General features: G+C 65.3%; 22 protein-coding genes and 3 pseudogenes. 14 read left to right on the forward strand and 11 right to left on the reverse strand.

Translation table 11 applies throughout. The features are described 5' to 3' along the window. The first annotated feature begins 41 nt into the window (after positions 1-41). Together AADZ78_RS00535 and AADZ78_RS00540 are read left to right on the forward strand one after the other, a co-directional pair. A complete protein-coding gene (locus tag AADZ78_RS00535) occupies positions 42-686 on the forward strand; it encodes a TetR/AcrR family transcriptional regulator (RefSeq protein WP_085250990.1) in 645 nt (214 codons plus the stop codon). A gap of 50 nt (positions 687-736) precedes the next feature. Further along, positions 737-1,564: an SDR family NAD(P)-dependent oxidoreductase gene (locus AADZ78_RS00540; protein WP_085250991.1), complete on the forward strand. Its 828-nt coding sequence runs from the start codon at positions 737-739 to the stop codon at positions 1,562-1,564. Positions 1,565-1,782: 218 nt separating this feature from the next. Here AADZ78_RS00540 and AADZ78_RS00545 read toward each other — a convergent pair. Continuing rightward, positions 1,783-2,325: pseudogene (locus tag AADZ78_RS00545) on the reverse strand (hypothetical protein); the annotation flags it as partial. Between the two features lie 97 nt (positions 2,326-2,422). On the opposite strand from AADZ78_RS00545, the gene AADZ78_RS00550 reads away from it, so the two are divergent. The 10 genes from AADZ78_RS00550 (at position 2,423) to AADZ78_RS00595 (ending at position 12,403) form a co-directional block, all read left to right on the forward strand. Further along, on the forward strand, positions 2,423-3,862 hold the full coding sequence (locus AADZ78_RS00550) for an ISNCY family transposase (protein ID WP_085251832.1): 1,440 nt from the start codon (positions 2,423-2,425) through the stop codon (positions 3,860-3,862). Between the two features lie 298 nt (positions 3,863-4,160). After that, positions 4,161-4,736, forward strand: coding sequence for a TetR/AcrR family transcriptional regulator (locus AADZ78_RS00555; protein WP_085251474.1), 576 nt, complete (start codon positions 4,161-4,163; stop codon positions 4,734-4,736). 49 nt (positions 4,737-4,785) lie between these two features. Continuing rightward, a complete protein-coding gene (locus AADZ78_RS00560) occupies positions 4,786-6,288 on the forward strand; it encodes an FAD-dependent monooxygenase (protein ID WP_085251473.1) in 1,503 nt (500 codons plus the stop codon). After that, the gene (locus tag AADZ78_RS00565) at positions 6,285-6,914 is read left to right on the forward strand and encodes a TetR/AcrR family transcriptional regulator (protein WP_085251472.1); all 630 of its coding nucleotides are present in this window, start codon (positions 6,285-6,287) and stop codon (positions 6,912-6,914) included. The genes AADZ78_RS00560 and AADZ78_RS00565 overlap by 4 nt, the downstream gene beginning before the upstream one ends. Before the next feature lie 35 nt (positions 6,915-6,949). Next, complete coding sequence (locus AADZ78_RS00570; protein ID WP_085251471.1) at positions 6,950-7,579, forward strand: winged helix-turn-helix transcriptional regulator; 630 nt, start codon at positions 6,950-6,952, stop codon at positions 7,577-7,579. Beyond that, positions 7,576-8,307 (forward strand): hypothetical protein, encoded by a 732-nt coding sequence (locus AADZ78_RS00575; protein ID WP_085251470.1) that lies wholly within the window; start codon positions 7,576-7,578, stop codon positions 8,305-8,307. Before AADZ78_RS00570 ends, AADZ78_RS00575 begins: the two co-directional genes overlap by 4 nt. A gap of 53 nt (positions 8,308-8,360) precedes the next feature. Beyond that, positions 8,361-8,876 (forward strand): nuclear transport factor 2 family protein, encoded by a 516-nt coding sequence (locus AADZ78_RS00580; protein ID WP_169726348.1) that lies wholly within the window; start codon positions 8,361-8,363, stop codon positions 8,874-8,876. A gap of 109 nt (positions 8,877-8,985) precedes the next feature. Beyond that, the gene (locus tag AADZ78_RS00585) at positions 8,986-10,422 is read left to right on the forward strand and encodes an FAD-binding oxidoreductase (protein WP_085251481.1); all 1,437 of its coding nucleotides are present in this window, start codon (positions 8,986-8,988) and stop codon (positions 10,420-10,422) included. Between the two features lie 86 nt (positions 10,423-10,508). Further along, complete coding sequence (locus AADZ78_RS00590) at positions 10,509-11,897, forward strand: ATP-binding protein (protein ID WP_085251480.1); 1,389 nt, start codon at positions 10,509-10,511, stop codon at positions 11,895-11,897. 53 nt (positions 11,898-11,950) lie between these two features. After that, the gene (locus AADZ78_RS00595) at positions 11,951-12,403 is read left to right on the forward strand and encodes a PaaI family thioesterase (RefSeq protein ID WP_085251479.1); all 453 of its coding nucleotides are present in this window, start codon (positions 11,951-11,953) and stop codon (positions 12,401-12,403) included. Between the two features lie 26 nt (positions 12,404-12,429). On the opposite strand, the gene AADZ78_RS00600 is transcribed toward AADZ78_RS00595, so the two are convergent. From AADZ78_RS00600 to AADZ78_RS00625, 6 genes and pseudogenes are all read right to left on the reverse strand, one after another. Further along, on the reverse strand, positions 12,430-12,858 hold the full coding sequence (locus tag AADZ78_RS00600) for a pyridoxamine 5'-phosphate oxidase family protein (protein ID WP_085251468.1): 429 nt from the start codon (positions 12,856-12,858) through the stop codon (positions 12,430-12,432). A 60-nt stretch (positions 12,859-12,918) separates the two neighbouring features. Beyond that, positions 12,919-13,692 (reverse strand): PIG-L deacetylase family protein, encoded by a 774-nt coding sequence (locus tag AADZ78_RS00605; RefSeq protein ID WP_085251467.1) that lies wholly within the window; start codon positions 13,690-13,692, stop codon positions 12,919-12,921. A gap of 23 nt (positions 13,693-13,715) precedes the next feature. Continuing rightward, positions 13,716-14,573 carry an LLM class F420-dependent oxidoreductase gene (locus tag AADZ78_RS00610; RefSeq protein WP_085251466.1) on the reverse strand — a complete coding sequence of 286 codons (858 nt, stop codon included), beginning with the start codon at positions 14,571-14,573 and terminating at the stop codon, positions 13,716-13,718. A gap of 206 nt (positions 14,574-14,779) precedes the next feature. After that, positions 14,780-15,109 carry a type II toxin-antitoxin system PemK/MazF family toxin gene (locus tag AADZ78_RS00615; protein ID WP_085251465.1) on the reverse strand — a complete coding sequence of 110 codons (330 nt, stop codon included), beginning with the start codon at positions 15,107-15,109 and terminating at the stop codon, positions 14,780-14,782. Then, positions 15,106-15,360: pseudogene (locus tag AADZ78_RS00620) on the reverse strand (antitoxin); the annotation flags it as partial. The gene AADZ78_RS00615 and the pseudogene AADZ78_RS00620, both read right to left, overlap by 4 nt. Before the next feature lie 66 nt (positions 15,361-15,426). Continuing rightward, a pseudogene (locus AADZ78_RS00625) lies at positions 15,427-15,667 on the reverse strand (helicase); the annotation flags it as partial. Between the two features lie 372 nt (positions 15,668-16,039). Between AADZ78_RS00625 and AADZ78_RS00630 the strand changes: the two are divergent. Continuing rightward, positions 16,040-16,696, forward strand: coding sequence for a hypothetical protein (locus AADZ78_RS00630; RefSeq protein ID WP_204079477.1), 657 nt, complete (start codon positions 16,040-16,042; stop codon positions 16,694-16,696). Here AADZ78_RS00630 and AADZ78_RS00635 read toward each other — a convergent pair. Genes AADZ78_RS00635 through AADZ78_RS00645 form a run of 3 tightly spaced genes read right to left on the reverse strand, consistent with a single transcriptional unit; the run spans position 16,659 to position 19,721 of the window. Then, the gene (locus AADZ78_RS00635) at positions 16,659-17,864 is read right to left on the reverse strand and encodes a glycosyltransferase (protein WP_085251477.1); all 1,206 of its coding nucleotides are present in this window, start codon (positions 17,862-17,864) and stop codon (positions 16,659-16,661) included. The genes AADZ78_RS00630 and AADZ78_RS00635 overlap by 38 nt on opposite strands. A gap of 13 nt (positions 17,865-17,877) precedes the next feature. Next, positions 17,878-19,317, reverse strand: a complete 1,440-nt coding sequence (locus AADZ78_RS00640; protein WP_085251463.1) for an FAD-dependent oxidoreductase — start codon at positions 19,315-19,317, stop codon at positions 17,878-17,880. Then, positions 19,314-19,721: a hypothetical protein gene (locus AADZ78_RS00645; protein WP_085251462.1), complete on the reverse strand. Its 408-nt coding sequence runs from the start codon at positions 19,719-19,721 to the stop codon at positions 19,314-19,316. The genes AADZ78_RS00640 and AADZ78_RS00645 overlap by 4 nt, the downstream gene beginning before the upstream one ends. Positions 19,722-19,815: 94 nt before the next feature. Here AADZ78_RS00645 and AADZ78_RS00650 point away from each other — a divergent pair, with 94 nt between their 5' ends. Further along, on the forward strand, positions 19,816-20,373 hold the full coding sequence (locus tag AADZ78_RS00650; RefSeq protein WP_085251476.1) for a TetR/AcrR family transcriptional regulator: 558 nt from the start codon (positions 19,816-19,818) through the stop codon (positions 20,371-20,373). 44 nt (positions 20,374-20,417) lie between these two features. Here AADZ78_RS00650 and AADZ78_RS00655 read toward each other — a convergent pair whose 3' ends face one another. Then, a complete protein-coding gene (locus AADZ78_RS00655) occupies positions 20,418-21,020 on the reverse strand; it encodes a PadR family transcriptional regulator (protein ID WP_085251475.1) in 603 nt (200 codons plus the stop codon). Positions 21,021-21,157: the final 137 nt, after the last annotated feature.

Below are 21,157 nucleotides of genomic sequence, written 5' to 3' on the forward strand. Positions count from 1 at the left end.
AGTACTAAAAACTAGACTGTCCAGTACTCTCCGGAGGTGACATGACCGAGCCACTGGGTCGTTCCGCCCGCAAACGAATGACCATCCTGTCCGCGGGTCGGGAACTGTTCCTGGGCAACGGTTATCAGGGCACCAGTGTTGATGCGATCGCGGCGTCGGCCGAAGTGTCCAAACAGACGGTGTACAAACACTTCGGCGACAAGCATGAACTGCTGATGGCCATCGTGAACGAGGCCTTGGAGACCACGGTCTCCGCGTTCGTGGCCCGCGCGTCGATGCTCGCGGAAACCACCGATCTGGAAAAGGACTTGATCGCACTGGCCGGCGACTACCTGCGCGCGGTCCTACAAGAACCCGTGGTGCAGCTGCGCCGGTTGGTGGTCGGTGAGGCCAACCGCCTACCCGACCTCGCTGCGCTCTACTACGACCGAGCCCCGAGCAGGATGCTGTCGGCGTTCGCCGACTGCTTTGCCCGGCTGGACCAGCGCGGCCTGTTGGAGGTACGTGAACCAGACACTGCCGCAGAGCATTTCGCGTTCCTCGTGGTCGGCCGATGCATCGACCAGGCACTGTTCTACGGCGGCCCACGAGTGGAGTCCGCCATCGACGTCGACCGCCACTCGCAGTCCGCCGTACGGGTGTTCCTCGCCGGTTATCGGCCTGCCGGAAAGGCGCGCCGACGCTAGGTTCCCGACGTGGTCGCTGGGTCGACGCCTTAGCCGGGTATAAGACCTATATGCAATCCGTTAGCGGGATCAATGTCCTAGTCACCGGGGCGGCCATGGGCCTCGGCAAGCTGTTCGCCACCAAGGCCGTCAAGGAGGGGGCCGCGGCGGTGGTCCTTTGGGACGCCAACGAAGCCGCGCTGAAGGAGACCGCTGCCGAGTTAGAAGCCGAGTTGAAAGCTGCTGGGGGCACGATCCATTGCGAGACCGTCGACGTCACCTCGAGGGCCGGGGTGGCCGAGGCCGCCGAGCGGGTCCGCGCCACTGTCGGCACGATTCATGTGCTGTTCAACAACGCTGGGATCGTGCGTGGCAACGGCTACTTCTGGGAGAATCAGCCGCGCGATTTCACGCTCACCATGGAAGTCAATTCCATTGGCCCCATGCTGGTGGCACGGGAGTTCCTGCCGGCGATGATCGAGTCGGGCGCGCAGTGTCGCGTGGTCAATATCGCATCGTCGGCCGGGCTGAACGCCATCCCCCGCATGGCCGCGTACGCCGCTTCCAAGTGGGCGGCGATCGGCTTTTCTGATTCCGTTCGGCTGGAGCTTGAACAGGCCGGTCACGAGGGGGTCAGGGTCACGACCGTCTGCCCTACCTACATCAACACCGGCATGTTCGACGGCGCTAAGGGCATCCTGTTCACTCCGATGCTCAAGCAGGAAGACGTTGTCGAGCAGACATGGACAGCGATGTTGGAGGGCCGGCCGTTCGTCGTCATGCCGTGGACGTCGAAGATGAATAGGGTGCTGTCGGCTGTGCTGCCTACCCGGCTGCGCGATGTGTACCTCCGGCGCGTCGGCGTATACAACTCCATGGACGAGTTCCGCGGGCATTAGGTCCGAGCCGCAACGGGCCACCGCATGCCATGCGGATATCCACCTCCACCGAAGCGAGAAGGCTTGGGCCATAAGTTATTCCGTGACGGCCAGGTCGTCGTGATCCCCTACCGCCGATAGAAGACGTCGCCCGCGACGGTGATCGTCGACTGGTTTACCCATACGACGTTGAAGTAGACCGGGACGGCCGACGTGTTTGGCTGCTTCGACCGCGATGATCACCGTGCCGCGGCGACGGTGTGGGTAGATCGACCTCGTTCATCCGATGAATTTAGTTGGGGTAGCAGATATTCCAGCTGACCAACCTCTTCGATGTTGTGCCTGATCCAGGCATGGAGCATGTCGTCGGGGAAGCGTCTGCAGGCGATGCGGTTGATCGGCGCGAACAGCGGCGTGCGCGCCCCGACGTCGAGCACGGTGACGTAATGGACGCCATCCGGCCCCGCCGACCAGGTGTGTTCGAGCTGAAAGACGATGACGCCGGCAACCCGCTCCACCAGGCGAATGCCCGTCTCGTCCAGCTTTTCTACGCGGTCGACGACGTCGACTTTGAACCCTGGCATAGCGCCGAAGGCTTCGACGATGCGAAAGCGGGCGCCCTCGGCTGCGCCGCCCCCTGGCGCCGGCTTCGCCAATTCCCAGTGAATGTGATCGATCGGGTGCCACGCGAGGTAGCGGGGGATGGTCTCGTCGCCGTACGGCATCGTTCCGTCCAGCTGGGTGAACCAATCGAAAAGCATCGTCGGGGTGACGTTAGCTACTTCGACCTGAAAAAGTCGGCGCGTTGATCCGCGGGTTGATGGTGCTGAACAGGAAAGATGGCCTCAAGCCCTTGTTGCGGAAGGGATTGAGGCCATCGTGTTTCGTACTGTAGGCGATCAGGTGTCGCTTTGGGAGGCAGTGCTTCCCGCGGAGTTGTTGAAGTTGCCCGATGAGTTGGCGCGGGTCGATGGGCTGCTCGATGATCCGGTGTTCTTCGCCCCGTTCGAGCCGTTCTTCGATACACGGATCGGGCGTCCGTCCACGCCGATGGAGACCTATCTGCGGTTGATGTTCTTGAAGTTCCGTTACCGGCTGGGCTATGAGTCGCTGTGCCGAGAAGTCGCGGATTCGATCACTTGGCGCCGGTTCTGCCGGATCGGACTGGATGGGTCGGTGCCGCATCCGACCACGTTGATGAAGCTGACCACCCGGTGTGGCAGTGCGGCGGTCGACGGGCTCAATGAGGTGCTGTTGGCCAAGGCGGCTGAGGCGAAGTTGTTGCGTACTAATCGGATTCGGGTGGATACCACGGTGGTGCCGGCTAATGTGGCCTATCCGACCGATTCGAGTCTGCTGGCCAAGGCGACGCGCCGGATCGCCGGGATCGGCAAGCGGATCCAGGCCGCTGGGGGCGCGGTGCGCACCCAGCTGCGGGACCGCTCCCGCGCGGCGGGCAAGCGCGCGCACGCGATCGCGTCGAAACTGCGCTCTCGCGCCGCGCTGGGCCGCGACGAGGCCAAGGCCGCGGTGCTGACCAGCACCGGGGAGCTGGCTGTGCTGGCCAAAACCGCGGCGCGCGAGGCCGAGCGGCTACTGGTCAACGCCAAGCGGGCGGTGCGCCGGGCCCAGGTCAAAGCTGCCGACCTGCGCGCCCGCGGCGAGCATGATGCAGCAGCCGGCCGGCGACGTGGCCGGCTGGTGCGTGCGGTCAACGACCTGGCCAAACTGCTGGAAGCGACGCGGCAGATCGTGGCGCAGACCCAGCAGCGCGTCGCCGGGCACATCCCGGACGGGGCGAGTCGGCGGGTCAGCCTTCACGACGGCGATGCCCGCCCGATCGCCAAGGGCAGGCTGGGCCGGCCGGTCGAGTTCGGGCACAAGGCCCAGATCGTCGACAACGACGACGGCATCGTCCTGGACCACCGTGTGGAGCAAGGCAATCCACCCGACGCGCCGCAACTAGCGCCCGCGGTCAAACGGGTCACCAAACGCGCCCGGCGTACCCCGGGCACCGTCACCGCCGACCGCGGCTACGGCGAGGAACGCGTCGAAAACGACCTGCACGACCTCGGTGTACGTACGGTCGTGATACCGCGAAAAGGCAAACCCGGCAAGGCTCGGCAAGCCGAGGAACACCGGCCAGCCTTCCGACGAACAATCAAGTGGCGCACCGGCAGCGAAGGCCGCATCAGCACTCTCAAACGAAACTACGGTTGGAGCCGCTCCTCCATCGATGGCACCGAAGGAACCCGAATCTGGACCGGACACGGCGTCCTCGCCCACAACCTAGTCAAGATCAGCGGCCTCGCAGCATGACCCGACGCCCCAAAGCACGGATCTCTGCCTCCACAGTCACGCGGTATTCGCGCACCAACAGCAGACTCAGGGGCCGTCACTTTTTCAGGTCGAAGTAGCTAGCACTCGATGGTCGATGGTGACGCGACGGCGGTGATGCGCAAATCTGGTGAAGCGCACAGTCGCGGTGTCTACCGAGCGCAGCGGGTACAAAACCGGTCGTGCCTGCATGAGGACCTCCAAGATACGGTACCGTTTCTTGCAACAGAGAGTACGAGTCGGGGCTAAGAAACGCAATCGTTTCTTGAAAGGATCTTCGATGCGGCGACGCCACGGTCAGGAACTCGATGCGGCGATCAGGGACGCGGTGCTCCGGCTCGTCGTTGAGCACGGCGCGGCCAGTGTCACCATGGAGGCCGTCGCGAGCGCCGCGGGCACCAGCAAGGCGGTGCTCTACCGGCGCTGGCCCGACAGCCCGGCGCTAGTCCGAGACACTCTGCTACGCATAGCTGTCGCAGCGATCCCACACGAGGACACCGGGAGCTACCGCCAGGACATGCTGGCGGTACTTCGCGGCTGGGCTGACCTATTCACCGGTCCACAAGCCGCCGTCATCCAGGCCGGGATCGCCGCGGCCGCACACGATTCCGAACTCGCCGAAGCCTTCCGCACCGACGTAATCGGCTGGCGCAAAAAGGAGATGGCTGATCTGCTGGCTCGTGGTGTCGCCCGTGGCGACGTGCGCGCAGACGTGCCGGTCGAGATCGCCCGCGAGCTCGGTCAGAGCGTGCTGTGGCACCGGCTGCTGGTGACCGGCGACCCGATCAACGACGAGCTGATCGTGCAACTCGTCGACGAGGTGCTCGTACCGTTCGTCACGCCTCGACCGTCGTGAGGACAATTTTGTTATCGATAACGTATCGTTAATAAACTACGCTGGCGGCATGCACAACCCTGAGGTTCTGGTCGTCGGCGCGGGTCCGACGGGTCTGACGCTGGCCTGTTCACTGCGGTTGCACGGGATTTCGGTAGGCGTCGTCGATCGTGCACCGGGCCCGGCTAGGACGTCGCGGGCGAATTTCATGCACGCCCGCGGGTCCGAGGTGCTCGACCGGCTGGGCGCGCTGGGCACCCTGCCGGGCGAGTCGCTGCGCGCGATGCGGGTCACGACCTACCTCGGCGACCGCCCGATCATGAATCTGAAGTTCGGCGATCCCGGATTGCGAACCGCCGGGCCGCCAATGGTGGTGTCGCAGGCCAGGGTCGAGGCGGCCCTTCGCGCTCGGTTGGCCGAACTCGGTGGCGCCCCGCAGTGGAATAGCCCGCTCGTCGGGGTCCAGCAGGACCACAACGGCGTCACCGCCGTACTGGACAACGGCCGCTCGGTGCGCACCCGATGGCTTGTCGGCTGTGACGGCACGAGCAGCACCGCGCGCGAGCTCGCCGGCATCGGATTTCCCGGCGTCAAACTCACCGAACGCTTCCTGCTGGCTGACCTGCACCTGGACTGGGACCTGGATCGCGGCGGGACCACCGGCTGGATTCATCCGACGGGCATGATTGGCGTGATGCCGATGCCCGACCCGGATGGACGAAACGACCTGTGGCGGGTCATCGCCTATGACCCCGGCTACGACGAAAAGCCGAGCGACCAAGACATTCTCGACCGACTTCGACAGATCCTGCCCGAGCGAACCGAGCGCGATGTTCTCATCGGCGGGGCCGAGTGGGTTTCGCTCTTCTCAGTGCATCGCCGGCTTGCTGACAGCTACCGTCGAGGTCGGATCCTGCTCGCGGGCGACGCAGCCCACGCGCACGCGCCGTTCGGCGGGCAGGGAATGCTCACCGGTGTTGGGGATGCGGAGAATCTGGCGTGGAAACTCGCTCTCGTCGTGCGCGGCAAGGCGACCGAGTCGTTGATCGACACGTACCAAGCCGAACGCCGGCCGCTGGCTGCCGAGGTGCTGCGGGGCACCAGCACGGTGACCCGAATCAACATCGCGAGCAGCTCGGTGGGTCGCTTTCTGCGGGACCGAGTTGTCGCCCGGCTGTTCAACGTCCCCGCAATCCAGCGCTGGGCTACCTACACCACCTCGCAGCTATGGGTGAGCTACCGCAAGGGCCCGCTTGGCGGACGCGGGCGCAAGCCGCGTCCCGGTGATCGGATCGCCGACGTTGAATGCGAACGCGAGGACGGGTCGCCGTCGCGACTGTACGCAGAGCTTGGCGGCCATTGGGCGCTATTGGTTCCGAAGGGCGTCGAGCCCGTCTGCGAACCAGCCGCCCGCCGGCGCATCGGTGAATATCTCGGAGTACTGCGCTACGACGGTAATCAAGCGATGCTGGTGCGTCCGGACTCCCACCTAGCCTGGCGGGGCGAGCCAGACGATGCCGCGGGCCTTGACCGCTGGCTGGCGAATGCCTTGTCGGAACCTTCAGTTCGATGACGCAGAGCCGAAGCCGTGGCCGACCACGGAACCCCGCCACCGATGACGCGATCCTGCGCGCTGGCCTCGAGCTCTTCATCGAACGCGGCATTGACGGTGCCAGCATCGAGCAGATCGCCAAGCGCGCCGGTGTCGGCAAGCTCACCATCTACCGCCGGTGGTCCAGCAAGGAGGAGTTGATTGCCGCGGCCATCGAAACGCAGGTAGCGCACGAGGTTGAGTGGCCCTCACCGGACGTCATAGACCAGGTTTCGCCACATCAACTGGTCGAGGCCGCGCTGCCGAAAGCGGCCGAAACCGGCGCGGCGCTTGAGTTTCGGGCACTCGTCGCACGGATTCTGGGCTCTTCCGTCAGTCATCCATCGCTGATGGCGACCTATTGGAAACATTACGTGCTGCCGCGCCGCGACCTCGTCGCGCGGCTGCTCGAGCGGGCACGCAACGCCGGGACCGTAGCGGCCGAGGCAGATTCAGATGTGCTGATCGACATGATGGCCGGCGCGGTGATGTACCGGGTGCTCCAGCCCGATCCGCCCGATGTACCCGAGATGGTCGCCTACCTCAAGGCGATCTACCGTCAGGTCGGCCTCCTTCCGCCGGCGCAGGACGGCGGGCTGCAAGACTAGATTCCATCAAGCGCGCTTGATATTCTCAAGCAAGAATGAGTCGAAGGTACGGCCAGTACTGCGGTCTCGCTCGGGCGCTCGATGTGGTGGGCGACCGGTGGAATCTGCTGGTCGTTCGCCAGCTCCTGATGGCACCCGCCCGCTTCCGCGAGCTGCTCGACGGGCTCCCCGGCGTGGCCACCAACCTGCTCGCCGACCGCCTCCGCGGCCTCGAGACCGCCGGCGTGGTCGAGCGACGGCTGGCCGAGGAGGGCAATGCCATCGTGTACGCGCTCACCCCGTGGGGCGCTGAGCTGCGTGAGCCGATTGAGGGCCTCATCCGCTGGTCCGCGCCGCTGATGGAACGCGGCCCAGGCGGCGACGTCCTGCAGCCTCGCTGGCTGGCTGTGGCGCTCCCGGCGCTGCTCCGCGGAAGGAGGGCAGAACCTCCGGCTGAGCTCGGTATCGAGGTCGGCGGTGTTTGCATGACACTTCGGATCGGCAAGGACGGTCCCCACGTGAGCGTCCAACCCGCCCGGCGTCCCGACACGGTCCTGGTAGCAGAGCCCGAGGAGGTCCTCGGACTCGCGGCCGGTGCGATCACCATCGATGAAGCCCTGCGCCGATCAAGCGTCGACGGCGACCCGCGAGTCGTTACCGCGGTGCTGGGCGCGGCACAGACATGAGCCGGCTGCTCGATGAGGTCCTAACCGCCCATGGCGGCCTTGAACGCTGGCGCGCTGTGACCGCCCTCACCGCCCATGGCAGATTCCGTGGCCTGCTGCGCTCGCGCTTCCCGGGCAACCGAATGGCCAGCGTGAACGTGCGTGTCCAGCTGGCAGCACAACACACCGTCTTTTATGGCTTCCCACAGCAGGACCAGCAAGCGGTGTTCGATCGCGGCGACGTACGGATCGAGACCCGCGATGGCGAACTGATCAGCGCCCGGCGTAACGCCCGCGCCGCGTTCGCTGGCCTGGGCGCGCTCCGTCGCAACCTCCACTGGGACGCTCACGATGCCGCGTACTTCGCCGGATACGCATGGTGGAACTACCTCTCGCTGCCCCTGCTTCTGACGCGCGACCGAGTGTCCGTCACCGAAGGAGACCCCTGGCTGGAGGCAGGAGAGCGGTGGCGACGCCTCGAGGTCGGCTTCGCACCCGACATTCACACCCACTCCCAACGACAGACGTTCTACGTGGACGACGCCGGCCTCATCCGTCGGCACGACTACGTTGCCCAGCCAATCGGTCGTTGGGCGCACGCCGCCCACTACTGTGACGACCACCGACACTTCGCCGGACTCGTCTTCCCCACCCGCCGCCGGGTGCGCCCGCGAGGACCCGGCGGGCGAACTCTCCCGTATCCGATCCTCGTCGCACTCGACATCGACCAAGTCGAAATCGAGACATGACCGGCAAGCGCGCCGCTGCCCTCATCGGAGGTTCACTAACGAGAGGAGTTCCAATGTCTGTCTCCGGTCCCCCCGCCACTTCCACCTCGGCGATCGCAACGGCGATCACCGCGCTGCGCGCCGCCGGGGAACGCCGCGATCCCGGTGCCGTCGCCGAACTCTTGGCGCCCGACGTCGTCTTCCACTCCCCAATCACAGAGCGATTGCGGTTCGAGGGCAGGGAGGAGGTCGCCGCCCTGCACCGCGACATCTTCGCCGTTCTGGAGGACATCAACACCACCGAACCGCTCGCGCTCGGTGATACGCGATCGTTCTCGTTTCGTGCGCGCGTTCGCGGGGTGGAACTCGAAGCCATAAATCTGGTGCGGTTCAACTCGTACGGGCAAATTGTTGACTTCAAGGTCTTCGTCCGCCCACTCGCGGGCCTCGCGACGTTGTTCGCGGCGCTCCCGCCGAGGGTTGCTGCGCGGCGTCGTGGACGGTTGCATGGCGCGTTCGTGGCAGCCTTCGCCCGGCCTGTCGCCCTTGTTTTGCGCGCCGCCGATCGCCTGACGCCCAGATTGATCTAGCAGCCGGATTGGGTAAAGGTTCGGGCACGTTTCAGGTGTCACGCAGCACGGCACCGCGATATTTGTCGTCCAGTCATTGACGATGCAGGGCGTGACGCAATCTCGGGCGTTGGCGCGTGAAATCTCACGCCAGACGTTTCTGCGGGGTGCCGCCGGAGCGTTGGCCGCTGGCGCGGTTTTCGGCCCGGTCCGGGCTACCGCCGATCCGAATACCTCCGGCTTGGACAGTCTTTCCGCCACCCTCGGCGGACGCGTGCTACAACCGGACGACCCCCAATTCGCAACGGCCAAACAAGTTTTCAACACCAACTACAACGGATTAACACCGGCGGTGATTGTCACCCCCACATCGCCGGCGGACGTGCAAAAAGCGATGGCATTCGCTACCGCCCACAACCTCAAGGTCGCGCCGCGCAGTGGTGGCCACTCCTATACAGGGGCATCCACGGCGAACGGCGCAATGGTGCTCGACCTGCGCCTGCTGCCCGGCGAAATCAACTACAACGCAGGCACCGGGCAGATCACGGTGACTCCCGCGACCAGTTTGTACGCGATGCACGAGGCGCTGGCTGCGGCCGGCCGGGGCATCCCGACGGGTACCTGCCCGTCGGTCGGTGCCGCTGGGCACGCCCTGGGCGGTGGAATGGGCGCCAATTCCCGGCACGCGGGCCTGCTCTGTGACCAATTGACCTCGGCCTCGGTGGTGCTGCCCAGCGGTCAGGCGGTCACCGCATCTCCCGCCAGCAATCCCGACCTGTTCTGGGCCCTGCGCGGCGGCGGCGGCGGCAACTTCGGGGTCACAACCTCGCTGACGTTCGCCACCTTCCCCGCTAAGGACGTCGACGTCGTGAACCTCAATTTCCCGCCGCAGTCGTTCGCCCAGGTCCTCGTCGGTTGGCAAAATTGGCTGCGCACCGCCGATAGAAACAGCTGGGCACTGGCGGACGCCACCGTCGACGCGCTAGGTACGCACTGTCGAATTCTGGCGACCTGCCCGGCCGGTTCGGGGAGCAGCGCGGGGGCCGCCATCGTCTCAGCCGTGGGAGTGCAACCGACCGGTACCGAGAACCACACGTTCAACTACATGGACCTGGTGAGGTATCTGGCCGTCAATAACCTCAACCCGTCACCGCTGGGATATGTCGGCGGATCGGATGTCTTTCCCACCGTCAACTCGGCCGTCGCTGCGGGGATCGCCTCGGCTGTCGATGCCTTCCCCCGCGGGGCTGGCCGCATGTTGGCAATCATGCATGCGCTCGACGGCGCGCTCGCCAGTGTGGCGCCGGGAGCTACAGCCTTTCCGTGGCGTCGGCAGTCCGCGCTAGTGCAGTGGTACGTGGAGACATCCGGTGACCCATCGGCAGCGACCGGCTGGCTCAACACGGCACATCAAGCGGTGCAAGCGTATTCGGTTGGCGGCTATGTGAATTATCTCGAAGCGAATCAGCCGCCGTCGCGGTACTTTGGCCCGAATCTCTCCCGACTTAGCGCGGTGCGGCAGAAGTACGATCCCGGCCGGGTCATGTTCTCGGGGCTGAATTTCTAGCCGCCGTGCTCTTCGAAAACTAGTTGACTCCCCGCCGGCCAGGTGCGACGGTGATCGGTTGCCCTACCACCGACCACGACAAGACCATGCCCCTGACCGACAACGAACTGACCGATCTAACCGCCGGACCGACCGACGGCAATGCCGCACACCGCCGGCCCATCGCCGACATCGGTGCCTGGCTGGATGGCCTCGACTACGGTGTTCGTCCCGCGTTGCGCGCACTCGGCGAATTGCTGGTCGGGGTCGCCGAGCGCGAAAGTGCCGAAAGCGCAGAGCGATTCACCGCCCGCTGCTTGGGTGTGCCGGACGCAGGGCACCTGGTCGATGAGGAACGCGAACTCAATCCAGTATCCCGATTGACCGCTGCGCTAGCGCTGGCGGAGTGGATCGATGAACACGCGCACGTCTGCGAGATTGGCCCGGGCGAGTGCGCCAATCCGCCGAAGTGGACGCAGACCGAGATCGGCGGCCAACGGTACCGGCACCCATTGTGCTTGCGCGTGCATTTCCCCGCCGGGACCCTCCTGGATGACACGGGATGCGTCATCCACATTGAGGCGCGCGAGACCGTCATGCACGAGGCCCTAGTCAGTGCGTACGTGACACCGGACTACCAGGCCCATGCCCGCGCCGTGCTCGACCGGCTCGCCGAACGAGCCAACGAGCTGAACCCGTACCGAGGCCGGGCGGTGCGCGCCGTCAACAACCGCGGATTGAGCTTCACCGTCATCGAGCTGCCGTCGACCGCGACCCGTGACACCGTTATCGTCCCCAACGACGTGTGGACCGAAGTCGACCTCGGCGTCACCGGCGTGCGCGACCGCCACGAGCTGCTCAACGCCCACGGTCTCGGCGCGCGGCGCGGTGTCCTCCTGTGCGGCCCGCCCGGCACCGGCAAGTCGGCGGTGAGCGAGGTCGTGGCCCGGGAGGTCCTCGGGGAGTTCACCGTCATCTACGTCGAGGCCAGGGTGGGGGCCGAATTGCTGACCGTCGTGGTCGAGGAGGCCCAGCGCCTCGGCGGTCCCGTGCTGATCGTGCTGGAGGACGTCGATCTGTGGTGCCGGGACCGCGCTGCCGGCGATGCCGGGCTGTCGGAGCTGTTGCAGGCCATGGACGTCAAGGCCGATGCCCGCATCCTGACTTTGGCGTCCACCAACGACGCCGCGACGTTGGACAAAGCGGCGATCCGCACCGGTCGGTTCGATTCCGTCGTCGAGGTCGGCTACCCCAACCGCGCTGACGCGGCCCGCATCCTGGCGACGCTGATCCGCGACATCCCCGGCGGCCACGCGGTCGACACGGCGGCGGTGGTGGCCGCACTGCCCGAACAGACGAGCGGCAGCGACATCCGTGAAGTCGTGCGCCGCGCGGTGCTGGCGGGGGACGGCGGAACCGTCAGCACGGCAACGTTGCTGGCCGAGGTGAGCAGCGGCCGGTACCAGGCCACAGTTGCGGGAGGGATGTATCTCTGAAATCGACGGCCGTGCGTGACCGTCGGCGCGCGGCGTATGCAACGATCGACGACATGACTGACTCGCTTGTCGAGATGATGAATGCCGGCATGGCATCGACCATTCCGACCGCAGACCAGATGGGTGTGCGGGTGCTCGAGGCGGGACGAGGCTTTGCTGCGGCCAGCGTTCCGGCCGAGGGCAATGGCAACCACTTCGGTGTCATCTACGCCGGCGTTCAGTTCACCGTCGCCGAAATCCTCGGTGGCATCATCGCTTTGGCGACGTTCGACGCAAGCAGGTACTTCCCGTTGGTGAAGAAAGTCGATATCACGTTCGTCGGTATGGCTACCACCGCGCTACGGGCCGAGGCGAGGATGGACGACGAGACGATCGCCCGCGTTGAAGCCGAGGCCGCCGCGCAGGGTAAGTCCGACTACACGCTCGATGCGGTGGTCACCGATGCCACCGGGGCGGTCGTCGCCACCACCCAGGGGCTGTATCAACTACGCGCACACCGTAGTTGAGGCGTTAATGGCAGCGGTTCCAACGCCTAGAATTCGTCGGAGAAATCGGCGCTGAGCCAACGGTCGGGACGGATCGTGAACAGCACGCTTTCCTGGCCGGCGAGACTACGGACGAAGGCGCGTCCACCTTCCTCACCGAGGTATCGGATGGCAATGGCCTCCTGAGCATCTACCGGGGCGGGTGTGATGGTCTCGACGAGGGTGCCCTCCACGACGACATATTGGTATGGCGGCTCTTCGCGTTGCACCACCAACGTCACCGCACCGGCTCGCTCGATGAGCCTGGCCTTGCGTGTTGATGGGCCGGTGTTAATCCGGATGTGCCCACCGGGGGTGTAGTCGTACCAAATCGGGGCGCTGGCCGGTGGGCGGCCGTCGGCGGAATCGATCGATAGCACGGCGACGTGCTGTGCTGCTAGGAACTCTTGACGCTCGGCCTCGGTGAGAGCTTTCATGTGCGGCTCAACACGGCGAGCCTGCAGGGATATTCCCGAGCGCAAAGTTTTACGCGTCGATCAGTCGAAGATGTTGTCGCGCGGAGGTCGCGATGGAGCTGCCGGATCGACGAACCATTCATGGCTGAAGATCAAGCCGAGTACTCGGGGCGGCAGGCGAAGCAACACGCCGAACATCCGCGCATTGAGCCCGTCACCGATCTGCGATCGATGGGCCGCGAAAGCATCGCGCTTCTGCTGCGCGAACCGGCGCACGTCGATCCGATGGGTAATGGTGGCCCGCGGCGTGTATGCGATGCGCAGCACGTCGGGGTCGTAGGGCGCCGGCAGTCGCAGCAGGCGGGCAACATCCCCGATGCGGGTGAGCAGTTCCCGCGGCATGGTCGCTTCGAGTACGCGCGGAGTCGCGGCCAATTCAGCGGCCCGCTTGCCGACATGATGCACCTGCACGTGATCCCGGTGGCCGTACCCGCCGTTGCTCTGATAGCTGAGCAGTAGTTGCGCATCTTCGGCGCGAAGTATCGAGGCGAGCCGCCGGGCCGCCTCGTCGACATCGGCGCGGCCGAACCGGACCCGTCCAGGCGGATTCGGGTAGAAGTCAGGCCCGTAGCCGCTATCGGCGTAGTCAAGGCACTCGAGGCGATGCACTCCGAGAATGCTTGCGCTCGCCCGTAATTCATCCAGCCGCGGGTCGTCGGTTTCGTTTCCCATGCGTCCGTCTGTTGCTGTGACGACAACAACGCGATGCCCCGCGGCCGCCGCTTTGGCGAGCGTGCCGCCGGTGAGGATCACCTCGTCGTCGGGGTGTGCGTGGAAAGCAACGACCGTGGCCATGAATTGCAGTATGCAAGGTTAAGTTAAGCCAGGCCGGCGGCGACCCGCTCCAAGGCAGCGAGGTGGTCGTCGACATTAGCCAGGCCAGCCTTCATGGTGTTCACCGACACATGCGTTGCCCCCGCCGCTTTCCAGGCGGCGATGTCGGCCGCGATCTTGTCCGCATCGCCGGTCCAACTAACCCGGCCCTCCATCCCGAGGTCATTGGCGTCGCGGCCCGAGGCTGTTGCCGCGCGCGCTACCTGCTCGAGGGCGTAGTCGAGGCCGGGTCCGGGCTCCATCATCGGAAACCACCCGTCGCCAAGCCGTCCGGCGCGTTCGTAGGCGCGCTCGGACGCCGCGCCGAACCACACCGGGATGGGTCGCTGCGTAGGTAGCGGGGCTAGGCCCGCTCCGGTCACCGTGTGGTACTTCCCGTTGAAGGTCACCGACCGCTCGGTCCACAGCTTGCGCATGACCGCGACCTGCTCCTCGGAACGCCTGCCGCGGTTGCTGAACGTCTCTCCGAGCGCCTCGTACTCGACGGCGTTCCAACCCAACCCGATACCGAGCCGAAACCGCCCACCGGTGAGCAAGTCAACCTCGGCGGCCTGCTTCGCCACCAACACAGCTTGTCGCTGCGGCAGAATGATGACGCCGCTGACCAGCTCTAGCGAGGTAATGGCGGCCAGGTAGCCGAACATGACAAACGGCTCGTGAAACGTCGAGTCGATGTTATAGGGGCCCCACCAGCCCTGATGGATGTCCGGGTCGGCGCCGACGACGTGGTCGTAGGCGAGGATGTGGGTAAACCCGAGTTCTTCGACGGCCTGCCCATACGCGCGTACCACTGCGGGGTCGCCGCCAAGCTCGGTCTGTGGGAACACAACTCCAATGCGCATTTAGCCTGCAACCATTCGGCACCGCAACTGCTTCCCGCATCCCGTATTCGTGATCACCCAGCGTTACCTTTCAGGCAAGTCGAAAAGGCGTGCAGCGTTGTCGTGGAACACCTTTCGCAGCCACGCGTTCAGAGAAGCGATGTGCCGCAGCATCCGCATGGCGGAATCGCCCGCCCGCAGGGATACTCGCGGATCGGTGCTCATCTTCAGCTGGAACAGTCCACCGCCACCTCGAGGGCGGCGCAGATGTCGCGCATTCGATCATCGCCCAATCGGCCGAGGCGGCTGACCAGGACCGCGACTGAGACGCTCTCCAGAGAGTCGAGGTTGACCGCGGAACGGCGGGGCACCGGGTCGGCATCGGGTTCAAGAACGACCTCGCTGGCCAGTCCCCGGATCGTGGTCGTACATGGCGCGACGAGCGTGCGCCGAAGCCGGGGGATGGCCGTGTCCCGCGACATGACGACGACTGGACGGCGACCGACCTCAGGCAGTTCGCACCACCAGATCTCACCGCGAGCCGGAAGCCCGCTCATGAGGCGCTTGCCGCGCGCCGCCACGATGCCAGGTCGCCCCAGGCGTCCTGCTCCTCAGGGGGGTGCTCGTCATAGGCGGCGTAGCTCGCGTCCACCTCGGCGGATCGGTGACGAGCCAACAGCGCCGCGAGAGCCTCGTCGATGAGGGCGGCGTCGGTGAGCCCAGATCGCAGTCGGCGCGCGCTGCCAAGGAGATCCATGTCGACGGTGGTGCTCAACCGTATGCGATTCATGCCACAACTATGCCACACACGGGATGGGTCCACTCAGCATCCGTGGGCGCTGCCCGGCATCGCGTGAACCCGGCCCGTGCCTGGTCACACGTGAACTTCGGCGAGCCCGGCCAAGGCTTGCGGCAGCGGGCCGAGGTGCAGCACACCCAGGCGCTGCGTCGCGCGGGTGAGCGCGACGTAGAGATCGGCCGCACCGCGTGGGCCTTCGGCGATGATCCGCTCCGGTTCCACCACCAGCACGGCGTCGAACTCGAGGCCCTTGGTTTCCGGACGGCAGCACCGTGCCCGGCACGTCTGCCGGCCCGATGACGACGCTGGTTCCTTGACATCGAGGGGGCCTCGCAGCGCCGCGCTGTAGTTAGCCTGCAATCGCACGCGCTCGGCGTCGAGCCGCGTGTACAGCCCGGCCACATAGCTTCGCTCGGACCGCAATTCGTCTTCATACCATTGAGCTGACACTTCCCCCCATTCCGCAGCTGCTGGCCCAGGTCAGCGATTGTGCAGCATGGCCGGGGTCTTGCCGCAACCCCCCGGGTCCGATATACGGTGGAATGAGAACAATCAGTCCACCGTGTCGCGACTCGTTACAACGTCCACGTGTCATAAGGTGGCAATCCAAATGGATCTCGACCGCATCACCCATCCGTTGCGACTGGCTCGCGGATCCCACCGGCCCGGATCCGCTAAAGGGTGTGCTATGAACGCGATTTCATACATCAACGGCGACGCGCACATCACCGACTTTCCGGCGACTTCGGCGCGCCCGCTGGCCGCGTTCGTTCAGTTGTGCAATGACACGCTGGCCGGGCCCGACGGCTACTTGTCGCCAGCTGATAGCTTGCTGGCACTCGACCTGGGTTGGCTGACGGTGGGAACAGCCGAATTCACCGACCAGGTCATGCACACCTGGGTGGACAAACTGTTGACCAGTCCACCGTGGGGTGTCGTTCGCTACGCCACCAATGCCGCGGCCGAAGCGATCAACGATATTGCCGAACTACATCGCAGGCTTGCCCCCGGCGACATGCCGTCGATCGCCACATGGGACCGCGCCGCCCGCACCGCACGCGACATCAGTGCGAAGCTGCCCGTGGGTGCGGAACGCTATGCCGTCCGAGCGGCATACCAGTCAACCGCACTTGTTGACGCCGACGACTCAGCCACGCTCGATGCCGTAACCGGCAACGCGCTGCGTGCCCACCGACTGGCGGTCGCGGAAACCGATCCCAGGCGGATCGTCGAAGTCACGCGCCAAGCTATCCGCTCGTGGCGCCGCCTGGCCGGCCTCAGCGTGGTCAGCAACACTCCGATACCGGTCACGGGTGCCGTGCGGCGCGTCGGGATCGCGGCATAGTCAACCCTTCCAGCAGATCGCCGGCTGTGGCAACGCTTTTCGCGGGAACGGTCATCTGGGCGGCCACCTCACGGGCCTTAGCCACGCATGCCGGAGCCAAAATGGCACGCAGATCCGCCACCAGTGAATCCTGGGTGGTGGCTGAAAAGGGCCGCCCGGCACCGACTTCCAGTCGTGTGACCGCGGCCGCCCAGATTGGCTGATCGAGCCAGAGCCACAGGATCAACATTGGTATCCCCGCCCGCATGCATGCGGCGGTGGTGCCGGCACCCCCATGGTGGACGACCGCGCGGCACTCCGGAAGGATGGCCGCGTGGTTCACCTCGGCGACCATCTTTACGCTGTCGGAATGCGGGAGCCCGTGGAAGTCGTTCGGCCCGCAGCAAATTAGCGCGCGCTCGCCCAGCCGCGCACAGGCCCCGCTGATCATGGCAACCGTATCAGCGGCCGACGCGATCGGCGTGCTGCCGAAGCCGAAGTAGATTGGCGGCGTTCCGGCGGCAATCCAGGACAGCACCTCATCGTCGGAATCCGTCGGCAACTGCAGCGTCAGCGCACCGACGAAGGGCCGTCGACGGTTCGGTTCCACCCATTCGAATGCCGGTCCCGGCAAGCAGAGTTCGTCATACGCCTGGATCTCCAGCGGTGGTGTCACCGGTCCGGTTGCCTCCGGCAACCCCAGTGCGCGGCGCTGCGCATCTTCAGCCGCCTTCATTATGAGCGTTGCCGGGCCTCCAGATGCCCAAATCCGCGCCGGGAAGAAGTGCAGTGCCGCGAGCGGAATGCCGTGGTACTCAGCAACATTGGCGGCTAGTCCCTGCTCGTTGAAGCTCGTCACTAGCAGATCGGCCCCGTCCGTCAACGACGTCAGCGCCGTGCTCTTCTCCGCGTGGACGTGGCTAACGTGCTCAACAACTTCCGTGAGCACGCTGATCGGGTTCTGGATCTTCGTCGCTAGATTGCGGACTAGATCGGATGCCGGGTTTAGCTGCTCCCGGGAGTCTGGCCCATACGTGGCCGCAGCAAGACCCGCCGATTCGACGAAGCCAACCATGTTGGGCGGCACCGCCATGCGCACGGCATGACCTCGGCGCAGTAGCTCCCGGCCGACGGCGGCGCAGGGTTCGACGTCGCCGCGGCTTCCGTAGCCTGCCAGCACAACTTTCATCGGCTTACGCACACTACAGTGCACGCTGGGCGCGAGCTGGCGCACAAGAAACTGGTCCCGTCCACCGAGCAAGGGCTGCGTTCCATGCGGCCCGATCAGCCGAGTCGCCGGCCCACGCGATATAGCCGTCGGGCCGCACCAGCACCGCCGGTCCGCTGTCGGCCCGCTGCGCCTGCAGCAGCCAGGCGTCAACCGCAGGTGCTCCCTGCTCGCGCACTAGAACGAAGACCGGAGCAAGACGGCCTTGCGCCAAGGGAATCTGGGTCGCACGGGTGCCTACGAGAGAATTTTCGTCCGCTTGGCGAGCATACCTTAGCGTCGTTCCCGCGAAGCTCCCGGCAACGGCGTCGCGCACAATGGGCACACGAAGTAACCTGGGCGCCAAAAGATTTCGCAGCAACCGAGCGCCCCGCGGATGAAGCGTAACGCCACGCGCCATGAGTCCGGACTGCAGCAGCACCCGCTTGCCAATCGGATGACGTTCGTCGTGGTAGCTGTCGAGCACCGCGTCGTCGGCACCCCCGAGCACCGCGTCGATCTTCCACGCGAGGTTCGCCGCGTCCTGAATGCCCGTGTTCATGCCCTGCCCGCCCATGGGGGAGTGGACGTGGGCCGCATCTCCGGCCAAGAACACCCGACCATGCCGGTATTGCGCGACTTGTCGTTCTTCGCAATGGAATCGCGACTTCCATCCCACGTCGCGTACACCAAGATCGGTATCAAACGCCCGCGTCAAGATGCCGACGATCTCGCCTTGATCCACCGGATCGCTGTCGGGCACTTGGTGGTTGCGGTCCCACACCATCGTGCGATGCCATCCGTCGGTGTGGTACGGAGCCAGGAAGGCGAACACGTCGCGAGTGCTACCCAGTGTGAGACCGCCGCCGGACGGCCCGTGCGCCAGGTTGACATCTGCGAGCACGATCGACGAGAGGATGGTCTTGCCCGGAAAATCCGCTCCTACCAACGCCCGAACCGTGCTGTGCGCGCCATCGGCGCCGATCAGATACCGCGCCCACCACCGGTCTGCCTCGCCGGCGGTTATCGTTACCCCGTCAGCATCCTGTTCGAGATCAGTGACCTCGATACCGCGCCGGATATCCGCGCCATGCGCAACGGCGTAATCAGCCAGTGCCCGATCGACATTCGTCTGCGGAGTGATCATTACGAAGCGGTAGGGCGAATCGAGGTGGGTGAGGTCAATGCGGGCGCCGGCGAAGATTGTGACCCCCGGCGCCTGGTGCGAATGCTCTAACAGGTCGTCAGCGAGTCCGCGGGCGTCGAGAACTTCGAGGGTGCGGGCCATCGTGGCAAACGCGCGGCTGGACGGGTTGACCGTCGGCCGGCGTTCCAGGACGGCGACCGAGCGACCCGCCCGTGCAAGGTCACCGGCGGCCGTCAGCCCCGTCGGGCCCGCGCCGACGACAACAACGTCAACTTCGTGTGTGGTCATCGCGTCACCGCCTCCGGATGTGGATACCAGCGGCGGATGTCGTCGGGGGTCGCGGTGGCCGCTCGATTGAAAACGAAGCGGCAGCCGGGCTGAGTGGTGTGCGCGGCGTTGACGATCGACTCGAACAGCAGCGTGTTGCTCGCGACCAGCCGCACGCCGGCGCCGATGAGCACCGCGTCATACCGTCTGGCGCCGAGCCATCGGCGGGCCTTCTCGGCACCCGCTTCGCCGAAGTCGATAAGGCAGTTGTCGACGTGATAGCCGGCCGCGCGCAGCGCCGCGACGTTGTCGTCGTTGGCGGCGCGCAGCTTCTCTTTGGACAGGCCAGGGAATTGGGCGAAGTCGGCGGACGAGTAGTCGATGACGTCGGGGTCGAGGCCGATCTGGATGGCTGTGACGGTCATGATCGACCTCCTGCCAGGGAGTTCAACAATTGTTGAACTCCACCATACGACCCAGGCGACGCGGTGTCAACAGTTGTTGAATACACTGCCCGACATGGCGGCAAAGGTACGTGATGGCGAGACCACCCGAGCGACGATCCTGGCTACCGCGCGAGCGCAGTTCGGCAACCGTGGCTTGGAGCGCACCACCATTCGTTCGGTCGCGTCGGAGGCCGGCGTCGATCCCGCGCTCGTCATGCACTACTTCGGCAGTAAGGCAGAACTGTTCGCGGCGGCCTCTCGATTCGACATCACATTTCCGGATCTCTCCGATGTCGCGCCGGACAGCATTGCCGACGTGCTCCTTCCGATGTTCGTCGGCGTGTGGGGTCCGCAGGGGCCTTTTCTTCCGCTACTACGGGCGGCCGCGACGAACCGCGCCGCGGCAGATGCCCTACTTGCGGTGTTTGTCGACCGGGTAGCCCCCGCGTTGGCCGTGGTCGTCTCCGACCGCGCTGCGGAGCGTGCAGCCCTCGTGGGCTCGCAACTGCTTGGCCTCGCGGTGGCTCGCTACATTCTGTGCATCCCTGCGCTCGCCGAGATGGACGACGCAGCGCTCATTGACTGGCTGCGACCAGTGCTCGCCCACTACCTCGCTGGCCCGGCACCCTAGCGAATCTCAAAATGTCCCAGCCGCTAGCTGCTTTCGGGCTCGGGTCATGATCGTTGCGGCGGTGCTGACATGACGAATGCTTCGCCTGAGTCATGGCGGTGCCGACGTTCGATGACGGTTAGCGCATGTTCGGCCCACCGAATGTTCTCTTGCTCGAACGAGATTCCGCGTTGCAGCGTCAGGTAGGGTCCCACCCGTTCGGCTTGGGCCAAGAAGGCTTGCTCGGTGCGACCGTCGAGCATGCGGTCCCGGATCCGTTCGTAGCGTTGCAGTTTGGCCGTGGCCCATTGCAATCGCTCGGCGATGAACTCGCGGACGGCCTGCTCATCGCCAGCGTCGGTGGCCTGGACTTTGACCAGCAGCTCATCGCGGATCACCGATGGTTTGGGCGGCCGGGCAGTGAACTGCCGGATCGCTTCGTGGCCCGCCTCGGTCAGCGAGAACATGCGCTTGTTGGGTCGGCGTTCTTGGTGAACGACGCGCGCTTGAATGAGTCCTTGGTCGGCAAGCCGGTCGAGTTCGCGATACAGCTGCTGCGGGGTGGCCATCCAGAAGTTCGCCACCGACGCATCGAAGACCTTGGCCAGGTCGTATCCCGACGACTCGCCCTCCAGTAGTGCGGCCAACACCGCGTCTCGGACTGACATCGGCCGATCGTACAACAACACTATTAATCAACAAAGTGATTAAGCATCTATAGACGTAGCCGTGAAAGCCCTCTAGCGTCAATAACGCCTACTCAACAAATTGACTATGCGAGGTGTGCCGATGCATCCCTGCCGCA

Source organism: Mycobacterium riyadhense (assembly GCF_963853645.1).
GTDB lineage: Bacteria > Actinomycetota > Actinomycetes > Mycobacteriales > Mycobacteriaceae > Mycobacterium > Mycobacterium riyadhense.

Coding starts and splice junctions, on each gene's coding strand:
- AADZ78_RS00535 (WP_085250990.1), top strand. CDS start 42: ATGACCGAGCCACTGGGTCGTTCCGCCCGCAAACGAATGACCATCCTG.
- AADZ78_RS00540 (WP_085250991.1), top strand. CDS start 737: ATGCAATCCGTTAGCGGGATCAATGTCCTAGTCACCGGGGCGGCCATG.
- AADZ78_RS00555 (WP_085251474.1), top strand. CDS start 4,161: ATGCGGCGACGCCACGGTCAGGAACTCGATGCGGCGATCAGGGACGCG.
- AADZ78_RS00560 (WP_085251473.1), top strand. CDS start 4,786: ATGCACAACCCTGAGGTTCTGGTCGTCGGCGCGGGTCCGACGGGTCTG.
- AADZ78_RS00565 (WP_085251472.1), top strand. CDS start 6,285: ATGACGCAGAGCCGAAGCCGTGGCCGACCACGGAACCCCGCCACCGAT.
- AADZ78_RS00570 (WP_085251471.1), top strand. CDS start 6,950: ATGAGTCGAAGGTACGGCCAGTACTGCGGTCTCGCTCGGGCGCTCGAT.
- AADZ78_RS00575 (WP_085251470.1), top strand. CDS start 7,576: ATGAGCCGGCTGCTCGATGAGGTCCTAACCGCCCATGGCGGCCTTGAA.
- AADZ78_RS00580 (WP_169726348.1), top strand. CDS start 8,361: ATGTCTGTCTCCGGTCCCCCCGCCACTTCCACCTCGGCGATCGCAACG.
- AADZ78_RS00590 (WP_085251480.1), top strand. CDS start 10,509: ATGCCCCTGACCGACAACGAACTGACCGATCTAACCGCCGGACCGACC.
- AADZ78_RS00595 (WP_085251479.1), top strand. CDS start 11,951: ATGACTGACTCGCTTGTCGAGATGATGAATGCCGGCATGGCATCGACC.
- AADZ78_RS00600 (WP_085251468.1), bottom strand. CDS start 12,858: ATGAAAGCTCTCACCGAGGCCGAGCGTCAAGAGTTCCTAGCAGCACAG.
- AADZ78_RS00605 (WP_085251467.1), bottom strand. CDS start 13,692: ATGGCCACGGTCGTTGCTTTCCACGCACACCCCGACGACGAGGTGATC.
- AADZ78_RS00610 (WP_085251466.1), bottom strand. CDS start 14,573: ATGCGCATTGGAGTTGTGTTCCCACAGACCGAGCTTGGCGGCGACCCC.
- AADZ78_RS00615 (WP_085251465.1), bottom strand. CDS start 15,109: ATGAGCGGGCTTCCGGCTCGCGGTGAGATCTGGTGGTGCGAACTGCCT.
- AADZ78_RS00630 (WP_204079477.1), top strand. CDS start 16,040: ATGAACGCGATTTCATACATCAACGGCGACGCGCACATCACCGACTTT.
- AADZ78_RS00635 (WP_085251477.1), bottom strand. CDS start 17,864: ATGAAAGTTGTGCTGGCAGGCTACGGAAGCCGCGGCGACGTCGAACCC.
- AADZ78_RS00640 (WP_085251463.1), bottom strand. CDS start 19,317: ATGACCACACACGAAGTTGACGTTGTTGTCGTCGGCGCGGGCCCGACG.
- AADZ78_RS00645 (WP_085251462.1), bottom strand. CDS start 19,721: ATGACCGTCACAGCCATCCAGATCGGCCTCGACCCCGACGTCATCGAC.
- AADZ78_RS00650 (WP_085251476.1), top strand. CDS start 19,816: ATGGCGGCAAAGGTACGTGATGGCGAGACCACCCGAGCGACGATCCTG.
- AADZ78_RS00655 (WP_085251475.1), bottom strand. CDS start 21,020: ATGTCAGTCCGAGACGCGGTGTTGGCCGCACTACTGGAGGGCGAGTCG.